An 18409-nucleotide genomic window follows, 5' to 3' on the forward strand; every position below is an offset into this window, starting at 1 on the left:
AAAGTCTAACGCTTTAGGTACTTTTGATAAAGTTGTTGTTGGCGATTATTGAGATCTATTTGGCGACCGTCGATAAACACAGTATCTATCTTGCTCGCGGCGGGATCGAGTATGTCCCCCTTAGAGAGTACCAGGTTGGCGCGATACCCAACGGCGATGGCGCCCATGTCGTTTACGCCTAAGATCTTGGCGGCATCTAGGGTGATGCTCTTGAGTGCCTCCTCCTTACTTAGGCCATAGGCCGCCGCCTGACCCGCGGCAAAGGGCAGGTTGCGGGCGTTCCAGTCGCCGCTAAAGCCGATGGCGAAGGGGATACCCGCCTGTTTGAGCAGGGCTGGGATCTTGAAGCTCATCTCCACCGGCTCATCTTTGCGTAGCGGCAGGCTGAGGGTGCGATTGTAGATCACCGAGGCGCCGATCTCGTTGAGCTGATCCGCCAGTCGCCAGGCATCATAGCCGCCAACAAACACCAACTTAAAGCCGTAGGGACGCGTCATGGCGATGGCGCGCTCTATCTCCTCGCTGCGATTAGCGTGGATAAACAGACTCGCCTTGCCTTGGTAGAGGGGTAGGGCCGCCTGCCAGCGGTTGTCTATCTTCTGCACCGTGCCTGCCTTGTCCGCCAGATAGTAGCGGTAACCCGCCTCGAGCTGTTCGCCGAGCTGACTCATCTGTGCATCGAGTCCCTTAAGCTGCTTATCGGCAGTCTCCTTGTCCTTGGAGAGGTAGCGGATGTTGGGCCAGTAGAGATGAAATTGCGGCGCCGTGGTCACCAAAGCCTCTTCCACCGTCCAGCTATCGAGGGAGACCAAGGAGGACTGACCGGCCAGGGCATCGCCTTGGGGCACCACCTGCGCGTGGGTGATACCGTTGACCCTGATGGTGGGGATCAGCTCTGAGTCGGGATTGAAGGCGCTGACGGCCAGCAGTTGGGGGTTGCTGTCACCCACCTCGAAGGCGTCGTTACTGGCGCGCATCATCTCCACCTCAACGAGACCGATAGAGCTGTCCAGCGCGATAAGCCCTGGGTAGAGGTCTTGCCCGGCGGCGTCGATCACCTTGGCGCCGGTCTGCGGCAGCTGCTGGCCGATGGCGACGATCTTGCCTTGTTCAAAGCGCACATCGGTGGCGTCCAGCACACCGTTCAGGGCCGTATGCACCCTGGCGTTGTGGATCAGTATCGGCTGGCTCTGGGCGCTGGCGGGCACCATGTCGTGGGCCAGCGACGCACAGGAGAAGAGGCCCAGGCTAAGGGCGAAGAGTGTCGGCTTCATTAGATGGCCTCCTTGTGTAGCTTGCTGTGGACGCGGTTCTGGCTGTGGGCCTTATGCTCGCTCAGGGCTGTTTGGCTCAGGGCTGTGCCCCAGGCGTTGTAATGGGTGTCGCAGTGCCACTGGGGCTCTTGCTTATCCTCTGGCGTCTCGCCGGGAACCTCAGGTTTATCCCGGGTCAATACCGCCTGGATCAGCGCGGCGCGCTCGCGTTCAACCTCGAGTTGCATCTTCTTGTCTTGCTGACGGTCGAAGTAGCGGCGGCCTTCCACCCAGGTGTTTTCTACCTTGGCATAGACGGAGAGCGGCGAGGCATTCCAGAGTACCAGGTCGGCCTGTTTGCCTGCTTCCAGAGAGCCGGTGAACTGGTCAATGCCTAACTGTTTAGCCGGGTTGATGGTGACCATGTTCCAGGCATCAATTGGCGACATGTCGCAATACATCATTGACTTGGCCGCCTCCTGATTGAGACGCCTCTGCATCTCATAGTCGTCCGAGTTGATGCTGGTGAGCACCCCCTTGTTGTGCATCAGGCAGGTGTTTTGCGGTATGGCGTCATAGACCTCGAACTTATAGGCCCACCAGTCGGAGAAGGTGGAGGCGTAGGTGCCATGCTTGGCCATCTCGTCGGCCACCTTATAACCTTCCAGAATATGGGTGAAGGTGCCGACCCTAAAGTTATAGGCCTCGGCGAGGCGCAAGAACATCAAGATCTCAGACTGTACATAGGAGTGAATATGCACCTGACGCTCGCCGCGCAGCACCTCGGCCACCGCCGCCAGGCGATAGTTTGGCTTGGGCGCCACCTGCTTGCGTTGCTGACTGCTGCGTAGGCGCTCATAGTCTGAGTTTGCCTTCTCATAGGCCAGCGCCTCGTTGAAAGTCTCTTCGAACAGGGACTTCACGCCCATGCGGCTCTGGGGGAAGCGGCGGTTGTAGTTGTCGCCCCAGTTGGCCTGTTTGACGTTTTCGCCGAGGGCAAACTTGATGCTGGCCGGTGCCTGTTTAAGTTTCATCGCCTCGGCGCTCTCGCCCCAACGCATCTGGATCACCTGGGCCTGACCGCCTATGGGGTTGGCGCTGCCGTGGAGGATCTGCGCCGTGGTTACTCCGCCAGCGAGGGCGCGGTAGATAGAGATATCGTCTGGGTCAATCACATCGCCGATACGCACCTCGGCGGTGACGGCATCGGTATCTTCGTTGGTGCCGCCGTTTAGGGCGATATGAGAATGCTCGTCTATGATGCCGGCGGTCAGGTGTTTGCCGGTGGCATCTAAGGTTTGGTAGCCAGAAGGCGTCTTAAGGGATTGACCTATCTTCTCGATACGACCATCGCGGATAAGCAGATCATAGCCGGTTAGCACCCCGCTATCAGTCGAGGTCCACAGGGTGGCGTTTTGAATATGCAAACGCTCCGTCTTGGGCTGCGCGCTGAGTCCATAGGCCGTGTTGGGCTGAGTGAGTTTGGAGATGAGCGCCTGGGCAGGTTTCTCCTGCTCGGATTCATCTTTGTGATCTTGTGCCATGACCACACCCGCGATTGGGTGTTGGCGATTACTGTTGTCGAGCATCCTGCCGTGAATTCCCTGGGGATCGAACCAGAGGGTGAAGCGGCTGATGCCTGGGTAACCCGCCTCATCGAGATTGGCGTTGAAGGTCAGGCGTTCATTGGCATAATTAAGGTCGCTCAGGGTTATCTCCTGCTCGCCACTGGCCAGGGTACCGCTGAGCTTGTCGTCATCGACCAAGTCCAGATCTAAGGTGAGCTCGCCCAGCGTTAGCTGATAGCCTTGGCCGAGCCAGTGTCTGTCGCGGGGCACCTTCTGTGTCTCACTGCCCTGTAGCCACACGCTGACAATTTTGCCTTGGGTAAAGATGTCGCCATCGGTCACTACCAGATCCGCCATGAAGCCGGGCTTAAGCTTGCCGCTAAAGGTAGAGATGCCCGCAATTTCTGCCGCCTCTGTGGTGAGCGCCGCCAATGCTGTCTCTTGGCTCAGCCCTTGTTTGACTGCCTGTCTGAGTCTTGGCCAGAAGGCGTCGGCCTTGATGCCATGCTGGGTAAAGGCGAAGGGGATCTTGGCATTTTCCAGCGCGTGTGGATTGCTCGGCGCCCGCTCCCAGTGGCGTAGATTGGCCAGGCTTATCTCTCTCTCTTTGTCGCCGTCTTTAATATTGGGGGCCGCGGGAAAATTGAGCGGGGCGATGATACTAAAGCCGGTGGCTTTGACCTCGTCGATGCGGGCATATTCTCGTCCGCTGCCCACCAGGCTTGCCGATAATTTAAATTCGTTCATTAAGTGAGCGGCGCGCAGCAGGCTATTTAAATTCTTGGTTTCAAATATGGCCGGGTGTTTGTCTATATCACCCAGGCGCTGCAGCGCGATATTAAATTCGATATTTTTCTCTTGAGTAGCCGAGTCGGCTTTATCTATATTGGCTCTATACCAGTTGGCATCGGCCAGAGTTTGTCGAATAAGCGCGATGCTGCCCATTAAAGAGTTGGGGTAATCCTGAATCGAGCTGCCTTTATCGAAGGCGAGCAGGTGACTGGATTTTGCGCGATAAATAATGTCATTGGCTTTTAAGGGGGCCAGTGAGATAGTCGCGGCCCTGCCTCTGAATATGCCGTCTAACATACCGGTTTGTACGCTGGTAAACCCATTATCAACCCATTGCTTGGCCGCTTCCTGGTCGGGATATATATAGTTAAACCACTCTTTTTCAGCGTGAATTGCACCATTATCGGCATTGCCACCTATGCGTTTAATTTCATAAACCGGGCGGGCCACTTTCTGCTCGTCATATTTAAAGTCGATGCCGTAATTGGTATACGGGTCGATAAAGCCGGGATAAATATGCTTACCTGTCATGTCGATGACATAGGCATCTTCGGGTATTTTGTCATTGGAGATAATGGCTTTAATTTTATTATCTTCAATTAACAGGGTGGCATCCTGTTTGGTTTCGCCGGGGGCGATCATCAGGGTTGCATGGGACAGGGCGGTTAATTTTGGCGTGTTATCTGTTAGCTGAGCGTTTGCTATCGCGGACGGGCTCGCCAAGAGGCAGGCCACCAGACTCGCGGGCACTGAGAGGAAATGGATTCGCATGGCGTTTAATTATTATTGGCTGGGATCAAAAGTAGCTCAAGATTATCCTATATTATGAACAATTTCCAAGCATTGAACTGTATCGGTTTATGTCAGGCTCCTGAGAAATAGCTGCTTGGCAAACACTCGGCATAAGTTGAGAAAGGGAGGCTGGAAAATCATTCGGAAAAGCATTGGGAAAATGACTGAATAATGGCTGAGAAAATGCAAAGGAAAGGGGGAATGCAAATGGATGTAGCAAACTAGCCCTGACTAACAAATAAAAAAGCCAACCCTGAGGTTGGCTTTTTTGCTCGTTCATCCCACAGTGGGAATGTTTAAGCTTAGATAAGGAAGTCTTCGAGTGAACGACCCTTATCTAACTCATTTTTAAATACGGTTGGTGTGCGACCCTGACCCGTCCAAGTGATCGTTTCGCCATTCACTTCAATTTTATATTTTGGTGGGCGTGGAGCACGTTTCTTAGGCGCTGGCTTAGCAGCCACTGCGCCTAAATCGTCAATTGATAAACCAACAGCTTCCATTTGTTGGCGAATCTCTTCTATCTTTGCATTGCGCTCGGCCATAACCGCGCTTTCTTCTTCTGCTTGCTTCTCTTTCTCGGTAATGATTTTTTCAAGCTTAACTGCTACATCTTTTAAATCTTCTACCGACAATTCTTTAACAGCAGCCTTAAAGCGACGACCATGCGTCAATATATCTAGAAATTCGCTCATATTTATAATGTCCTGCTTAAAAATAAAATAGTAAATAGGATTACAGGGCTAATAATAGGAACTAAAAAAGGTTTTATCAAACGAATTAAATGAATATTTGAGCCTTTAATGTAAATTTTATTTCAGCTTTTCTTTTTTTGTCCCATTTTGACCTCTTAGTCACCCATAAACACCCTGTTTTTGATGTAAGACAAAGATGCAGGCGACTTCCTGTTGACGTTAACGTCAACAGCACGTAAAGTGGCGTAAGTTGGTGGTAGTTTCGCTATGCACTATTTGTTATCCAGAATAAAGACGTAAGAAGGAAGCCTTATGAAAGTATTGGTGCCAGTAAAACGCGTCGTCGATGCTAATGTGAAGGTCAGGGTTAACGCTGACAATACAAATGTCGATACCGCAAATCTGAAGATGGCCATTAACCCATTTTGTGAGATTGCTGTAGAAGAAGCGGTACGTTTGAAAGAAGCAGGTATTGCGACCGAGATCGTGGTAGCAACCATAGGGCCTAAGGCGTCGCAGGAGCAGCTACGCACGGCGATGGCGCTGGGCGCAGACCGCGGTATTCATGTGGAAACCGACGAAGAGCTTGCGCCGCTTTCTATTGCAAAGATCCTCAACGCGATTCAAGCCAATGAGCAGGCTCAGCTGATCATGCTGGGTAAGCAGTCTATCGATGGCGACAACAACCAGACAGGCCAGATGCTGGCGGCGCTAGCCGGTCTACCTCAGGCCACCTTTGCCTCTGAGGTAAAGGTTGAAGGTGAGCAACTTGTGGTTACCCGTGAGATCGACGGCGGTCTGCAGACCCTAAAGATGCCACTGCCTGCGATTGTCACCACAGACCTGCGTCTGAACGAACCTCGCTATGCCAAATTACCTAACATCATGAAGGCGAAACGTAAGCCGCTCGATACCATCACGGTAGATAGCCTGGGCGTGACCCTGAAGCAGCATCAGAAGGTGCTCAAGGTGACACCGCCTGCCGAGCGTCAAGCGGGTATTATGGTGGCTTCTGTCGAGGAGCTAGTGGACAAGCTAAAGAATGAAGCGAAGGTGATCTAAATGGCGATTCTAGTAATAGCAGAACATGATAATGCGACTTTAAAACTCGATACCGCCAAGGTAGTTGCTTGTGCTCAGGCGATCGGTAGCGAAGTCGATGTGATGGTGGCCGGTCATAACTGTGGCGCCGCAGTCGAGAGCGCCAAGCAGCTTGCCGGTGTGCGTCAGGTATTGGTGGCCGATAGCGCCGTTTATGCCAACGCCATCGCCGAAAACCTGTCATCGCTGATCGTTTCTGTGGCCAGCGAGTATCAACACATCCTGGCGGCGGCTTCGAGTGTCGGTAAAGATGCACTGCCACGCGTTGCGGCCCTTTTAGATGTGGCGCAGATCTCTGAAGTGGTTGAAGTGGTCAGCGAAGATACTTTCGTGCGTCCTATCTATGCCGGTAGTGCCATGGCGACGGTTCAGAGCCTGGATGCCATCAAGGTGATGACGGTTCGCGCCAGTGCCTTCGATGCGGTTGCCCAGGACGGTAGTGCCTCGGTGCAGACCCTGGATAACGAGTACAGCGGCGATGTCGAGTTTGTTTCGCAGACCCTGTCTGAGTCTGAGCGTCCCGATCTTGGTGCGGCCTCTGTTGTGGTTTCGGGTGGTCGTGCCATGGGCAGCGCCGAGAACTTTGCGATTCTCGAGCAGTTGGCCGATAAGCTGGGCGGTGCACTGGGTGCGTCTCGCGCCGCGGTTGACGCCGGTTATGTGCCAAACGATCTGCAGGTGGGTCAGACGGGTAAGATTGTCGCGCCGGACCTCTATATCGCCGTGGGTATTTCGGGTGCCATCCAGCACTTAGCGGGGATGAAAGATTCTAAGGTGATCGTGGCGATCAACAAAGATCCAGAGGCGCCAATCTTCCAGGTGGCCGACTATGGTCTGGAAGCGGATCTGTTCGAGGCAGTGCCTAAGCTACTCGAACTTATTTAATAAAATGTAAATGCTTGGTGAGCACTTTGGTGTTCATCTAAAATTTAGTGTGATATAGATCACGTGGAGCGGCTTTGAGGTAGCGTCCTTAAAGCCGCTTGTGTTTTTATGTGCCTCACGTTTGCCGATAGTGACATTGGCAGGCGTCCTGAGACGTAGAGGTGCATTAAATATCAGTAGTATTCGTTAGGGTGATGCCGTTAAGCGAATATGAAAGGATTTGGTGCCGAAGTGGTGGAGTTGATCAAGACTTGCCGCTGGGGCTGTCATCGAATAGAGGCAGCACTGCCATAGTGCTTCTTATCTGGATTGATAAGTGGAAGGTATACCGAGAATGGGTATCACTATGGAGCGCTACTGATAGGACAGGTGTAATATCTCATGCTATATCCCACCAGTTCAGTTGCCCTCCATTCGTATTTAAACGAAGACAATATTTTACAATGACAACTTTGAGTTATGCCGATTCGGCACTTTCTTTGCTGCCGCCCGTGGTGGCGATTCTGCTGGCGATCTTTACCCGCCGCGTCCTGCTCTCACTCGGTGTGGGGATCCTCCTGGGGGCAATGTTAATTGCCGATTTTTCACCGCTGGACATGGGCCAATACCTGGGACAACAGGTGGTGGGCCTGGTGTGGGATGATGGCGCCTTAAACAGCTGGAACGTCTATCTGCTGGGCTTCTTGATCCTACTTGGGATGATCACCGCACTCATTACCGTGAGCGGTGCCGCCAAGGCCTTTGCCGACTGGGCCCGTCAGCATATTCGTAATAAGCGCGATGCCAAGCTGCTCACCATGTTCCTGGGCTGCGTGGTCTTCATCGATGACTACTTCAACAGCCTGGTCGTGGGCAGCGTCGCCCGGCCGCTCACCGACAGATACTATATCTCCCGCAGCAAGCTGGCCTACCTGCTGGACTCGACCGCCGCACCTATTTGCGTGATCTCGCCCGTTTCCAGCTGGGGGGCGTACATCATCGCGCTGATCGGCGGCATACTCACCGCCCACGGCTTTGCCGACACCGGCCATCTGAGCGTGTTTATCCAGATGATCCCGATGAACTTCTATGCCATCTTCGCCCTGGTCTTGCTGCTATGTGTGGCCTTCATGGGGCTGGATGTGGGGCCGATGCGCCAGCATGAGCTAAACGCCCAGAAGGGTAACCTGTATGACGAGGCCAAGGGCCTGCCGCCAGGCGCCAACAGCGACCTGCCAGAGGCGGATTCGGGTAAGATCTTAGGCCTGTTCCTGCCAATTACCGTGCTGGTATTTGCCACCATCTACTTCATGATCGACAGCGGCGCCGCTGCGCTGGCCGCGGAAAACCTGCCCTTCAGCGTGATAGGGGCGTTCGAGAAGACGGATGTGGCCTCATCGCTCTTCTTCGGTGCCGTGATTGGTCTGGCTGCTACCCTAGTGCTGGTGGCCGTTCAGGGGCTGGACAAGGCGCTTATCTTTAAAGGCGTGCTGGCCGGGGCGCGCTCCATGTTGCCCGCCATCTATATTCTGCTGTTTGCCTGGACCATTTCCGGGGTGATCGGTCAGATGGAGACGGGTAAGTATATGGCGAGCCTGGCGACGGGTAACATTCCGTTCGCGCTGCTGCCTGCCGTGCTGTTCGTGCTGGCGGGTCTGACGGCCTTCTCTACCGGCACCAGCTGGGGCACCTTCGGTATCATGCTACCGATTGCCGCCGATATGGCCATGGGCACCCACACCAACATGATGCTGCCTATGCTGGCCTCAGTGCTGGCGGGCGCCGTGTTTGGCGATCACTGCTCGCCCATCTCGGATACGACTATCCTGTCGTCTACCGGAGCGAACTGTCACCACATAGACCATGTGCTGACTCAGCTACCCTATGCCCTCATCGTGGCGGGGATCAGCCTGGTAGGTTATACCGTGCTGGGCTTTACCGAGTCGGTTGGCGCGGGACTGGCCGCCTGTAGTGGGGTGTTTGTGGTGAGCATTCTGGTGCTGCGTCATAAGGCTAACCGTCCGGTTTAATACCAATCACAGTAAATATGTGATCAGAAATAGCGCAGGAAAAACGCTTGAGAACAAAGCAGGATTTTTAGATAAGTAGTTATTCTACAATTAAAAATACTGATACAGTTATCGAGCGTTTTAACAAGCTAGAATGATCAATTATTTATTACGATTTGTATAAGTGACCTGTCGATACCACACAGACAAGAAAAATGCCGCTCATGGAGCGGCATTTTTTATGGTTAATATTCCCCTTTAACGGGAATTCGCCTAGTTGAGACCACGGCGCTTTAGCAGCGCCTCAGTGGTCGGTGCCTGACCGCGGAAGGCCTTGTAGGCTTCCATCGGCGGGACGCTGTTACCCACTTCACGTATGGTCTTGCGATACTTCATGCCGATCTCGCGGTTTAGACCACCCTGGGTCTGCACATAGGCGAAGGCATCGGCCGCCAGGATCTCGCTCCACATGTAGGCGTAGTAGCTGGCCGAGTAACCGCCGGGGAAGGCGTGGGCGAAGTAGGTCGACTTGTAGCGTGGCGGCACGGCGGCGATATTGATGCCGTGTTTCTTAAGCGCTTTGGCCTCAAACTCGGCACATCCTGCAGCGGCGCGTCGGCGTTCAGTGAGTGCCACTCGAGATCCACCAGGGCCGCCGCCATATACTCCAGGGTGTCGAAGCCCTGGTTGAAGCTGCGCGATTTCAGTAGCTTCTGCAGCAGGTCGTCGGGGATCACTTCGCCCGTCTCGTAGTGCTTGGCGTAGTTGGCCAGCACCTCGGGGTGGGCCGCCCAGTCTTCTTCGAAGGTCGAGGGGAACTCGACAAAATCGCGGGAAACGGCCGTGCCCGACAGGCTAGGGTAGGTCACCTTAGAGAACATGCCGTGGGTGCCATGGCCCATCTCGTGGAACATGGTGGTGACCTCGTCGTAGCTGACGAAGGTCGGCTCACCCTCTGGTGCCTTCTTGATGTTCATCACGTTGACCACCACAGGCTTCTGGTTCAGAAGTTTTGACTGAGTCACGAAGGAGCTCATCCAGGCGCCGCCACGTTTGCCTTCGCGGGCAAAGTAGTCGGCGTAGAAGATCGCCATCGAGCTGCCGTCGGCGTCAAACATCTCGTAGGCCTTCACATCTTCATGGTAGACAGGCAGATCCGGGCGCGGCTTGAGGGTCACGCCATAGAGACGCTCAAGGGTGAAGAACACGCCGTCCTTGAGCACACGTTCAAACTCGAAGTAAGGTTTGATGGCGGCGCTGTCGAGATCGAATTTGTCTTTACGCACCTTCTCGGCATAGAAGGCCCAATCCCACGGGGCCAGGGTGAAGTCGCCGCCAGTCTTGTCGATCATCGCCTGGATATCGTCGGCTTCCTTCTGGGTGTTGGCTACCACGGCGGGCACCATAGAGCCGAACATCTGATAGACGGCTTCTGGGGTCTTGGCCATCTGCGGCGTCAGGCGATAGTCGGCCCAGCTATCGTAACCCAGGAGTTTGGCGCGCTCGGCGCGCAGCTGTGCCAGGCGGGCAACCAGAGAGGCGGTTTCGTTGTCGCCGCTCATGCCGCGATTAGATGAGGCCTGCCACACCTGCTGGCGTAGCTCACGGTTTTCCAGCTTGGCCAGGATAGGCTGTCGAGTGGTATTGGTGATATTGATCAGATACTTGCCTTCATGTCCGGCGGCTTTGGCATCGGCCTTGGCGGCGCGTATATCACTCTCTGACAGCCCCTTTAGCTCATCGACACTGTCGACGACGACGGCGATCTCCTTGGTGAGCCTTAGCAGGCGCTGACCAAATTCGTTGGTGAGCTTAGACTGCTCTTCGTTCAGCAGGCGTATCTCGGCCTTTTGAGCCTCGGTCAGCTTGGCACCCGCCATGACGAAGCGTTGATGATAGATCTCTATCAGGCGCACCTCTTCGGCCGTTAGCCCTAAGGTGTTGCGGCTCTGATACAGGCTATCGATACGGGCAAACAAATTGCCGTTGAGGTGGATGTTGTCTGAGTGGGCAGCCATCTTAGGGGCCATCTCGCCCTGTAGCTTACGCAGGGCGGGGTTGCTGTTAGACCCAGTCAGGTTGTAGAACACCTTGGAGGCGCGGGTCAGCAGCTCGCCGCTGGTCTCCAGCGCCACGATAGTGTTGGCAAAGGTGGCGGGCTCTTTGTTGTCGGCAATGGCCAATACCTGTGCATGATGCTCTTCGATGCCTTGCTCGAGGGCGCGCTCGAAGTGCTCATCCTTGATCTGGCTAAAATCGGGTGCCTGGTATTGCAGCGTACTGGCTTGCATCAGCGGGTTTTGCGCTTCCATGCCGGCGGCGGCCTGTGTGTGGGCATTGTTTGTCTGACAACCACTGAGCAGCACTGTGGTTGATAAGGCGCCGACGACGGCAAAGGCGATAAGGTTCAATTTCATCTATACAACTTCCTTAGATTGCGATTGTTATTTTTATGTGGGCGGGTGTTGGGATAATCTAGCGTTTGTAAATTAACTCAGGCTGAAAAGGGGCCTGATGCCAAAAGAAAAGGAGCCTGGCGAAGGGCTCCTTTGGGTTGGAACTAGGGATAATGATCAATTACCTTGCTGTCACCTCAGGTGTTAGCGGCTAAAGTTATGGTACTTCTCAATACCAAAGCTGCTGCCTTCGGCGTGACAGGTTGCACAAGACTCTGTGGTGCTCAGCTTGTACCACTTGCTAGCTGGTACATCTTCCGTGGTTGTACCGCCATTTTGCATCATGTGGTTCAGTGCGCTGTCATCGTTATGGCAAGCGTAACAGTTGGCCGTGATTGGGCTAGCCATCTTGTTGCTTATGCCATAGGCGCGCGCCTTGATGAACTGATTTGGCACGGCATTCAGATCAACCACACCAGTGTCGTGACAAGCCACACAACCGGTCTGTGGCGCGATCACGCTGGCTGAGTTAGACACTTCCTTGCCGTCCTCATCCAGGCTCTTGCTGCCTACACCCCAGTGCATGCTGTGCACCATAGGACCGAAGCCCGGAGAGGAGTAGCCTGCACGGCGATCTTGACCATTGTTGTGACAGGCCACGCAGCCAAAGCCACCTTCGGCGAAGTTACCGTTTTTGTGGAAGTTTGCTTCGCTGTTGTGACAAGTCGTACAAGACTCGCTGCCGACGTTATGACGACGCTCGTAGGCTGTAACCGCCCCATCGAGTTGAGATGCTACGTCTGTATAGCCATGGATAGTCACTACATCAGATTCGGCACCCATATAGTCTTTGGCGGTGAAGCTGACACGTAGTGATGCCATCAAGCCTGCATCTGCCCAAGCCGATAGATCAGGCGTAGAGCCGACAACATGTGGCGCACTATGGCTCGCAGGAGCTGCTGCATAACACATGGTCTTGCGACCTTCGGCGTCATAGCTGTAATCGTACGCTGAAGTAATACGACCAATTACGCTGTCGTTATACACACCGTGTAGATATGAACCCACATAGTTAATTGGCTTGTCAGGGTTATGAATCGTTTGTGTGTCATCAAACAGTTCATGAAGGTCAACTAAGGTTTCGGCACCGGTTTCGGCATCGACCTTAAACAGTGACAGAGTGGTACACCATTGACCCGCAGTACCTGCATCAGCGAACCAGGCTGGTGCTGTGCCTGTCACCTTGTAGCTATCTGCGATTGCCTTGTTAGAGGAGATGGCACTCTTAGCTTCATGTAGTTTACGCAGATCTGAGCCGTTACCAGGAACGATATCTCCTGGAATACCACCAGTGTCGTGACAGTCGGTGCAGCCTGGGCCAGCGATGTTGACATTAACGGTTGGCTCGGCGTGACAAGAGCTACAGTTCATGGCACTAAAGCCGGTCTCAAACGCTTGGTGATTGATGTGGCCTATCTTAGAGAGGGTATTGCTGGCATAACCGCCTACTGAGAAGCCTTGTTCGTTAACCGCAGTACGGCTTACCGAGCCGTGACAGACCATACAACCTTCGACGAAGGTGACTTCACCGTCCATGCCTTGGGCTACATAACTTGAGTGGCGGTTAGGGCTGGTGGAGTAGTCGACGTGGCAAGAGAAACAGGCTTCTGTGGTAGTCGAGAAGGCACCTTCTGGCTTGTTCACCACATATTTTCCTGAGCTAGCAATGCCTGATTCGCTATGGCCTCCGACACGTAGCCAAACAATACCTTCGGTTCCCGCATTAACGCCTTTCAATGGGAGAACGAATTCATAGTGACCATCGCTTATTTGCGTAAGCGTTGCTCCTTCGGTATCGGGAGTTCTGGAAGACTCCATGTTTACCCCACCATATCCACCGATATGAACATTGTCTTCGACTTCGTTGATCGGGCTTTCGGTGCGGTTATTGATAAAGCCTTTGTCAGTCAGCGCCGCGACTTTACCTTCGGCTTTTGTCAGGCCGTTAATAAGCTCACCATTTTCGTTAGTGACCTCAAATTCGTAACTAATAGTACCTTCACCAAATGCATAGTTAATTACTTTGACATTCGTTTCTAAGGATGTTGTCGCTACTGGCGGAGTCCAGGAGTCTCCTGGTGTACCAGGGATACCTGGCTGACCATCAACTCCGTCCTTACCATCTTTTCCATCGTCACCACTGCATCCCGCTAATGAACCGGCCAGCACTGCGGCGACCAGGTAGGCGAGTCTTTTTGATGTGAATAATTTCATCATTCATCTCCGTTCGATCCAAAGTGCCAAATGTGATGCTTAGGGCGACTGCTTGCAGGGGAGGGCACTCGTCTTAACACATACACTGAACCTTATGGATACTGGTTATATTTATTATTTGAACCGACGCTAATGCTTCTATCTATACAGAAATAGATGTTTAAGCTACCGATTCGAAAATGAGTGTATTGTTAAAGCCTTGTTGAATATTTGACCTAATTCACATGAGGTTGTATCTCTTTGGGGGTAGATCTCATTTTTGTTAAATTTATTTAAAATCAAACACCTAATTAATGTTGTTTAAGTTTTGATTAAGGTTGGGTTAAGTTTTGGTTGGCATTTTTGGCGATAACTCGGCATGTGTCACAATTGTTGCTTTTGTCGCTCAGCCTCCCCCAACAAACTTTCAGGCTTTAGCCTTTAGCTCTTAATTTAGGGGGGGCCGTCGGGCTTGATAACCGCTGAAGATAAAGGAGGAGCAAAGCACGATAATGTGCGGCATCACCCAATGCTTAAGCCTTTTGGCGCTGCTAATTGGCGCAATATGGTGATAGAATCGCTCGATAACAATAATCAGGGGACTACTCGCTTTGGCACAGCTCTATTTTTACTATTCGGCAATGAATGCCGGCAAATCCACCTCACTGCTGCAATCTTCCTATAACTATCGCGAACGCGGCATGAATACCTTGGTCATGACGGCGTCGATAGATGATCGCTATGGCGTGGGTAAGGTGGCCTCTCGTATCGGTATCGAGACAGATGCCCAGGTATTTGCCAGCGATGACAATCTGGTTGAGATGGTGCGCGAGGCGCTTAAGAGTCAGCCCCTGCACTGTATCTTGATCGATGAGTCGCAGTTTTTGAGCAAGGAGCAGGTGAGACAGCTGACCTATGTGGTCGACGTGATGGATATTCCGGTGCTCTGCTATGGTCTGAAGACAGATTTCCAGGGCGAGCTGTTTAGCGGCAGTCAGTACCTGTTAGCCTGGGCCGACAAGCTGGTGGAACTGAAGACCATCTGTCACTGTGGTCGTAAGGCCAACATGGTAGTGAGGCTAGATGGCGAAGGCCGCCCCATGAAAGAAGGCGAGCAGGTCGCCATCGGCGGTAACGAAAGCTATGAGTCTGTCTGCCGTAAGCATTTCCGCGAATTTTTGTGGGACTAATTCTCCCACTCGTGTGAGCTAAGCAATAAGCCATCCAACAGGGTGGCTTTTTTATACCTACGCCTCGGCTATTCAAGGCTGGCGAGTAAGTGTCTGACGCTGGCGCGGGTATGGTCAATCTGCTCGACGATACGGGTGGCGCTCTCTCGCTGATCGGTCATTTGTGGCCAGTGGTCTTGCCATACGGTTTTAAGGTCGGCGCATGATGCGATAACCTCCTCCTCGGTGATCATGCTCAAGTCGTTAATCAGGTTTACCTTGATCCAGCCCTTGCGCGGATTGCCCGCATGGGGGTCTTTATCATAGTGTGCGGCGAACACTATCGCCTCAAGTTCAGAGAGCTGCAGTAAGAGTTCGAAACTGGCGGTTCGCATGGTGTTGTTATACTCGCTAATTTCCATGCGCCATACGTTGTAGCTAAATCCTATCAGCGCAAATATCATGCTGAAGATGGCGGTGAGCTGGAAGATATAGCGCCTTCGATTGAGTTTGCTAAGCATGGATCCTCGCTGGTGCTAAAAGGCTTTGTGTAAAAAGGCTCTTTTTGAAAAACCTCTTTGTGAAACGGCGCGCAGCTGTCTACTTTTGGTCTCGCTTATTGACAGTGTAGCCGCAGATTGAGTTTGTGTGGGCTTCTGCGAGGGGGGGGACGCGATAGTTAATGGCTGTGGCTAGCTGCTAACGGCTATCAGGTTTTCCCTTGGTGCTGCTATGCGGAAACCATTTCTGGTATAGCCGCTCAACCTCGCCTTCTTCAATGAGAGCGTGCAGGGTGCTTTCAATTTGGCTCAAGAGTTCGCTATTGCCTTTCTTGACCGCAAAGGCCACGGGCGAGCCGGGATCGGGGTTGTCCAGTATCGTAACGCCTATCCCCATCTGCCGGGCGAGGTAGAGACCGACGGCCTTCGGCATGATGGCCGCCTGGATCTTACCCGCCTTTAACAGCGCCATGGACTTTTCCTTGCTAGGGGTCGCTATGATGCGAAAGTTATACAGTGTGCCCAGCTCCTTCCAGTGGGTTTCGATGTAAGAGTGGCGATCGCCGCTGACAAACTTGTTATGAAGATCCTCCAGTTTAGCGATCTGCTGGTTGTCTTCGAGAATGAAGATCACGTCATATCGATAGTAGTAGGGCCGGGTAAAATCGAAAAACTTGGTTCTGAGGTCGTTGACTTCCATGCCGGCAATCACCTCTATGTCACCAAACCTGAGCTCATTGAAGACCAGATCCCAAGACTCCTGCCTAAACTGAAACGCCTTGCCGAGCCGCTGAAAGATCAGCCTGGCTACGTCGGCATCGAACCCTGTGGTTTCACCATCGATGGAAAACTGATAGGGGGGAAACCCGGTCGCCACGCCACAACGCACCTCTGGGGTATGCTTTGCCAGTACGGGAAGACTCAAACAGAGGAGTAGCGCGGCAAGGAGTACGCTCTTGTAGGTGGCAAAGTAGGGCATCAGTTTAGGTGGCCTGCTAGTTTCATCATTTCACTCTTAGGTTTTTATTTTAGTTGTCTTTGGAGCTTCGGCGGCGAATGCGCTATGGGCCACCCTGGCAGGCGCATCGTTCTTAAAGTCCATGATAATAGTGTGGATTAGGCAGGTTTTGCAAACAAAAGCTGTAACAAGGGATTTTCTGGCTATAAATTCAACTGATTAGGTGTAAATAATCTTTATTAATAACGACTTAATTAGCAACGGAATAATGCTTACCTATGAGATCTGCCTCATAATTTCAACAGCTGTAACCTACTTGATACAGATACATTGCGTTAGATCAATTGTTGAAAATTTGTCAGGCGTCAAAATTCAGTCACCGTTTGGGTAACTAACTAAAATGCAATGCGAAATAATCAACCCGTGATAGACAATGAGGTTGCGCTGACCGACGATGATATCCTGCTCTCCACCACAGACCTCAAGGGCAACATTGGCTATGCCAACGAGGATTTCTGTCGTATCTGTGGATTCTCCGAAGAGGAGTTACTCAGTCAGCCCCACAACATAGTGCGTCATCCAGACATGCCAAAAGCCGCCTTTGCCATGTTGTGGCAGCGACTGACCGATAAGCAACCCTGGCTGGGCGTCGTCAAGAATCGCTGTAAAGATGGCTCCTATTACTGGGTCAACGCCTATGTGGCGCCCGTGCTGGAGAACGGTCAGGTCAAGGAGTATCAGTCCGTGCGCCGCCGGGCCAGTCAGGAGCAGGTTGCGCGCGCCAGCGACATCTATCAGAGCCTAAATAGCGCCGAGCAGCGCAGCGAGATCGTTGATGCCAAGTTCAGCTATGGCGCTAAGCTGACCCTGTTCGCCCTCGTCTGTCTGTTGCTGGCCATTGGGTTAAGCAACATCTCCCCTTGGCTGGCGCTGCTTTGCGCCCCCTTGTTGGTCTTTGGGATGCGCGCTCTGTTGGCGCCGCTGCGCGCCCTCAACCAGCATGCGCTGTCCATAGTGTCAGACCCAGTGGCCAGACATATCTATGCCGGGCGGCGGGATGAGCTGGGGAATATTCAGTTTGCCATGGAGTTCACCACCGCGGAGATCGCCGGGGTGGTGGGGCGTATGACAGATGCCTCGACCACTATCGCCAGGGACAGTGATACCTTGCTGAGCTCTATCACGGCCACCGCCGATCGCGCCGATGGTCAGAATCAGCAGACGGCTCAGGCCGCGGCGGCGGTCGAGGAGTTGACCGCCAGCTTCAATGAGCTGGGTCAGCAGATCAAGCAAGTGTCTGTCGATGTCGAGGCCAGTCAGGCGGCGGTGCAGCAGGGCTATGAACAGCTCGATGCCGTGGTGGCCAGCATAGATGAGCTACATAACGAGGTAGGTAACTTTGCCCAGGTGGTGAGTGAAATTGAACATGACAGCGTGGCAATTAATCAGGTGCTTGAGGTGATCACCAAGATTGCCGAGCAGACCAACCTGCTGGCGCTTAACGCCGCTATCGAGGCGGCGCGGGCTGGCGAGTCTGGCCGGGGCTTTGCCGTGGTGGCCGACGAGGTGCGCCAGCTGTCGGCGCGAACCGCCGACTCGACCAGCCAGATAGATGCCATCATCGCCAAGTTCCAGCAGAGCACCGCCAATGCGGCCCATACCCTGAGCGCAGGTCAGCGTCAGGCGACCCAGGCGGTGCAGTTGGTCAAGCAGGCCGAGGCGGTATTTGCCGAGCTAGTGACCCGTATTGATAAGATCAATCAGATGGCAGAGTTGAGCGCCAACTCCATGCAGGAGCAGGGACTGGCGGCGGTGGACATCAGCGACTCGCTGCAGGCGATCAGCGAGCTGGCCAGCGAGGGCTTTGCTCAGTCCCAGGCCGACAGACAACTGGGTGAGCGCAGCTCGCTCAAGTCGATGGAATCGCGGCAACTGGCGCGGCAGTTCTGGCGTCAGGCGGTACATCGCGCCAACGCCTAGCGCATACAAAAGCGCTATACCCAAAAGCCATACGAAAAGCCATACAAAAAGTTATACGAAAAGCCATACAAGAGAGCCA

At 53.4% G+C, this 18409-nt stretch carries 11 protein-coding genes, 1 pseudogene and 1 riboswitch; of the genes and pseudogenes, 5 read left to right on the top strand and 7 right to left on the bottom strand.

The features are described from left to right. Positions 1–5: 5 nt before the first annotated feature. The 3 genes from DB48_RS05640 to DB48_RS05650 all read right to left on the bottom strand — a co-directional run bounded on the left by DB48_RS05640 (position 6) and on the right by DB48_RS05650 (position 5100). Positions 6–1274: an amidohydrolase family protein gene (locus DB48_RS05640; protein ID WP_041509317.1), complete on the bottom strand. Its 1269-nt coding sequence runs from the start codon at positions 1272–1274 to the stop codon at positions 6–8. Beyond that, entirely contained in the window at positions 1274–4384 is a 3111-nt protein-coding gene (locus DB48_RS05645) for an amidohydrolase family protein (RefSeq protein ID WP_052813672.1), read from the bottom strand. The genes DB48_RS05640 and DB48_RS05645 overlap by 1 nt, the downstream gene beginning before the upstream one ends. A 323-nt stretch (positions 4385–4707) precedes the next feature. Beyond that, the gene (locus DB48_RS05650) at positions 4708–5100 is read right to left on the bottom strand and encodes an H-NS histone family protein (RefSeq protein WP_041509318.1); all 393 of its coding nucleotides are present in this window, start codon (positions 5098–5100) and stop codon (positions 4708–4710) included. Positions 5101–5412: 312 nt separating this feature from the next. Between DB48_RS05650 and DB48_RS05655 the strand changes: the two genes are divergently transcribed. The 3 genes from DB48_RS05655 to DB48_RS05665 all read left to right on the top strand — a co-directional run bounded on the left by DB48_RS05655 (position 5413) and on the right by DB48_RS05665 (position 9095). After that, positions 5413–6162: an electron transfer flavoprotein subunit beta/FixA family protein gene (locus tag DB48_RS05655; protein WP_041509319.1), complete on the top strand. Its 750-nt coding sequence runs from the start codon at positions 5413–5415 to the stop codon at positions 6160–6162. Next, positions 6163–7086, top strand: a complete 924-nt coding sequence (locus tag DB48_RS05660; RefSeq protein WP_041509320.1) for an electron transfer flavoprotein subunit alpha/FixB family protein — start codon at positions 6163–6165, stop codon at positions 7084–7086. 148 nt (positions 7087–7234) lie between these two features. After that, positions 7235–7451: riboswitch (Lysine riboswitch) on the top strand. Between the two features lie 78 nt (positions 7452–7529). Beyond that, the gene (locus DB48_RS05665) at positions 7530–9095 is read left to right on the top strand and encodes a Na+/H+ antiporter NhaC family protein (protein WP_041509321.1); all 1566 of its coding nucleotides are present in this window, start codon (positions 7530–7532) and stop codon (positions 9093–9095) included. Between the two features lie 252 nt (positions 9096–9347). Here the strand turns inward: DB48_RS05665 and DB48_RS05670 are convergent. Beyond that, a pseudogene (locus tag DB48_RS05670) lies at positions 9348–11491 on the bottom strand (M3 family metallopeptidase). 183 nt (positions 11492–11674) lie between these two features. Further along, positions 11675–13744, bottom strand: coding sequence for a multiheme c-type cytochrome (locus DB48_RS05675; RefSeq protein WP_041509322.1), 2070 nt, complete (start codon positions 13742–13744; stop codon positions 11675–11677). Positions 13745–14334: 590 nt separating this feature from the next. On the opposite strand from DB48_RS05675, the gene DB48_RS05680 reads away from it, so the two are divergent. After that, on the top strand, positions 14335–14913 hold the full coding sequence (locus DB48_RS05680) for a thymidine kinase (RefSeq protein WP_041509323.1): 579 nt from the start codon (positions 14335–14337) through the stop codon (positions 14911–14913). A gap of 68 nt (positions 14914–14981) precedes the next feature. Here the strand turns inward: DB48_RS05680 and DB48_RS05685 are convergent, their stop codons facing one another. Together DB48_RS05685 and DB48_RS05690 are read right to left on the bottom strand one after the other, a co-directional pair. Further along, positions 14982–15413 (bottom strand): hypothetical protein, encoded by a 432-nt coding sequence (locus DB48_RS05685; RefSeq protein ID WP_041509324.1) that lies wholly within the window; start codon positions 15411–15413, stop codon positions 14982–14984. Positions 15414–15591: 178 nt separating this feature from the next. Then, complete coding sequence (locus DB48_RS05690) at positions 15592–16371, bottom strand: transporter substrate-binding domain-containing protein (RefSeq protein WP_041509325.1); 780 nt, start codon at positions 16369–16371, stop codon at positions 15592–15594. Positions 16372–16755: 384 nt separating this feature from the next. Here DB48_RS05690 and DB48_RS05695 point away from each other — a divergent pair, with 384 nt between their 5' ends. After that, positions 16756–18330, top strand: coding sequence for a methyl-accepting chemotaxis protein (locus DB48_RS05695; RefSeq protein WP_041509326.1), 1575 nt, complete (start codon positions 16756–16758; stop codon positions 18328–18330). Positions 18331–18409: the final 79 nt, after the last annotated feature.

The sequence above is a fragment of the Shewanella sp. cp20 genome, assembly GCF_000832025.1.
Taxonomy (GTDB): Bacteria; Pseudomonadota; Gammaproteobacteria; order Enterobacterales; family Shewanellaceae; genus Shewanella.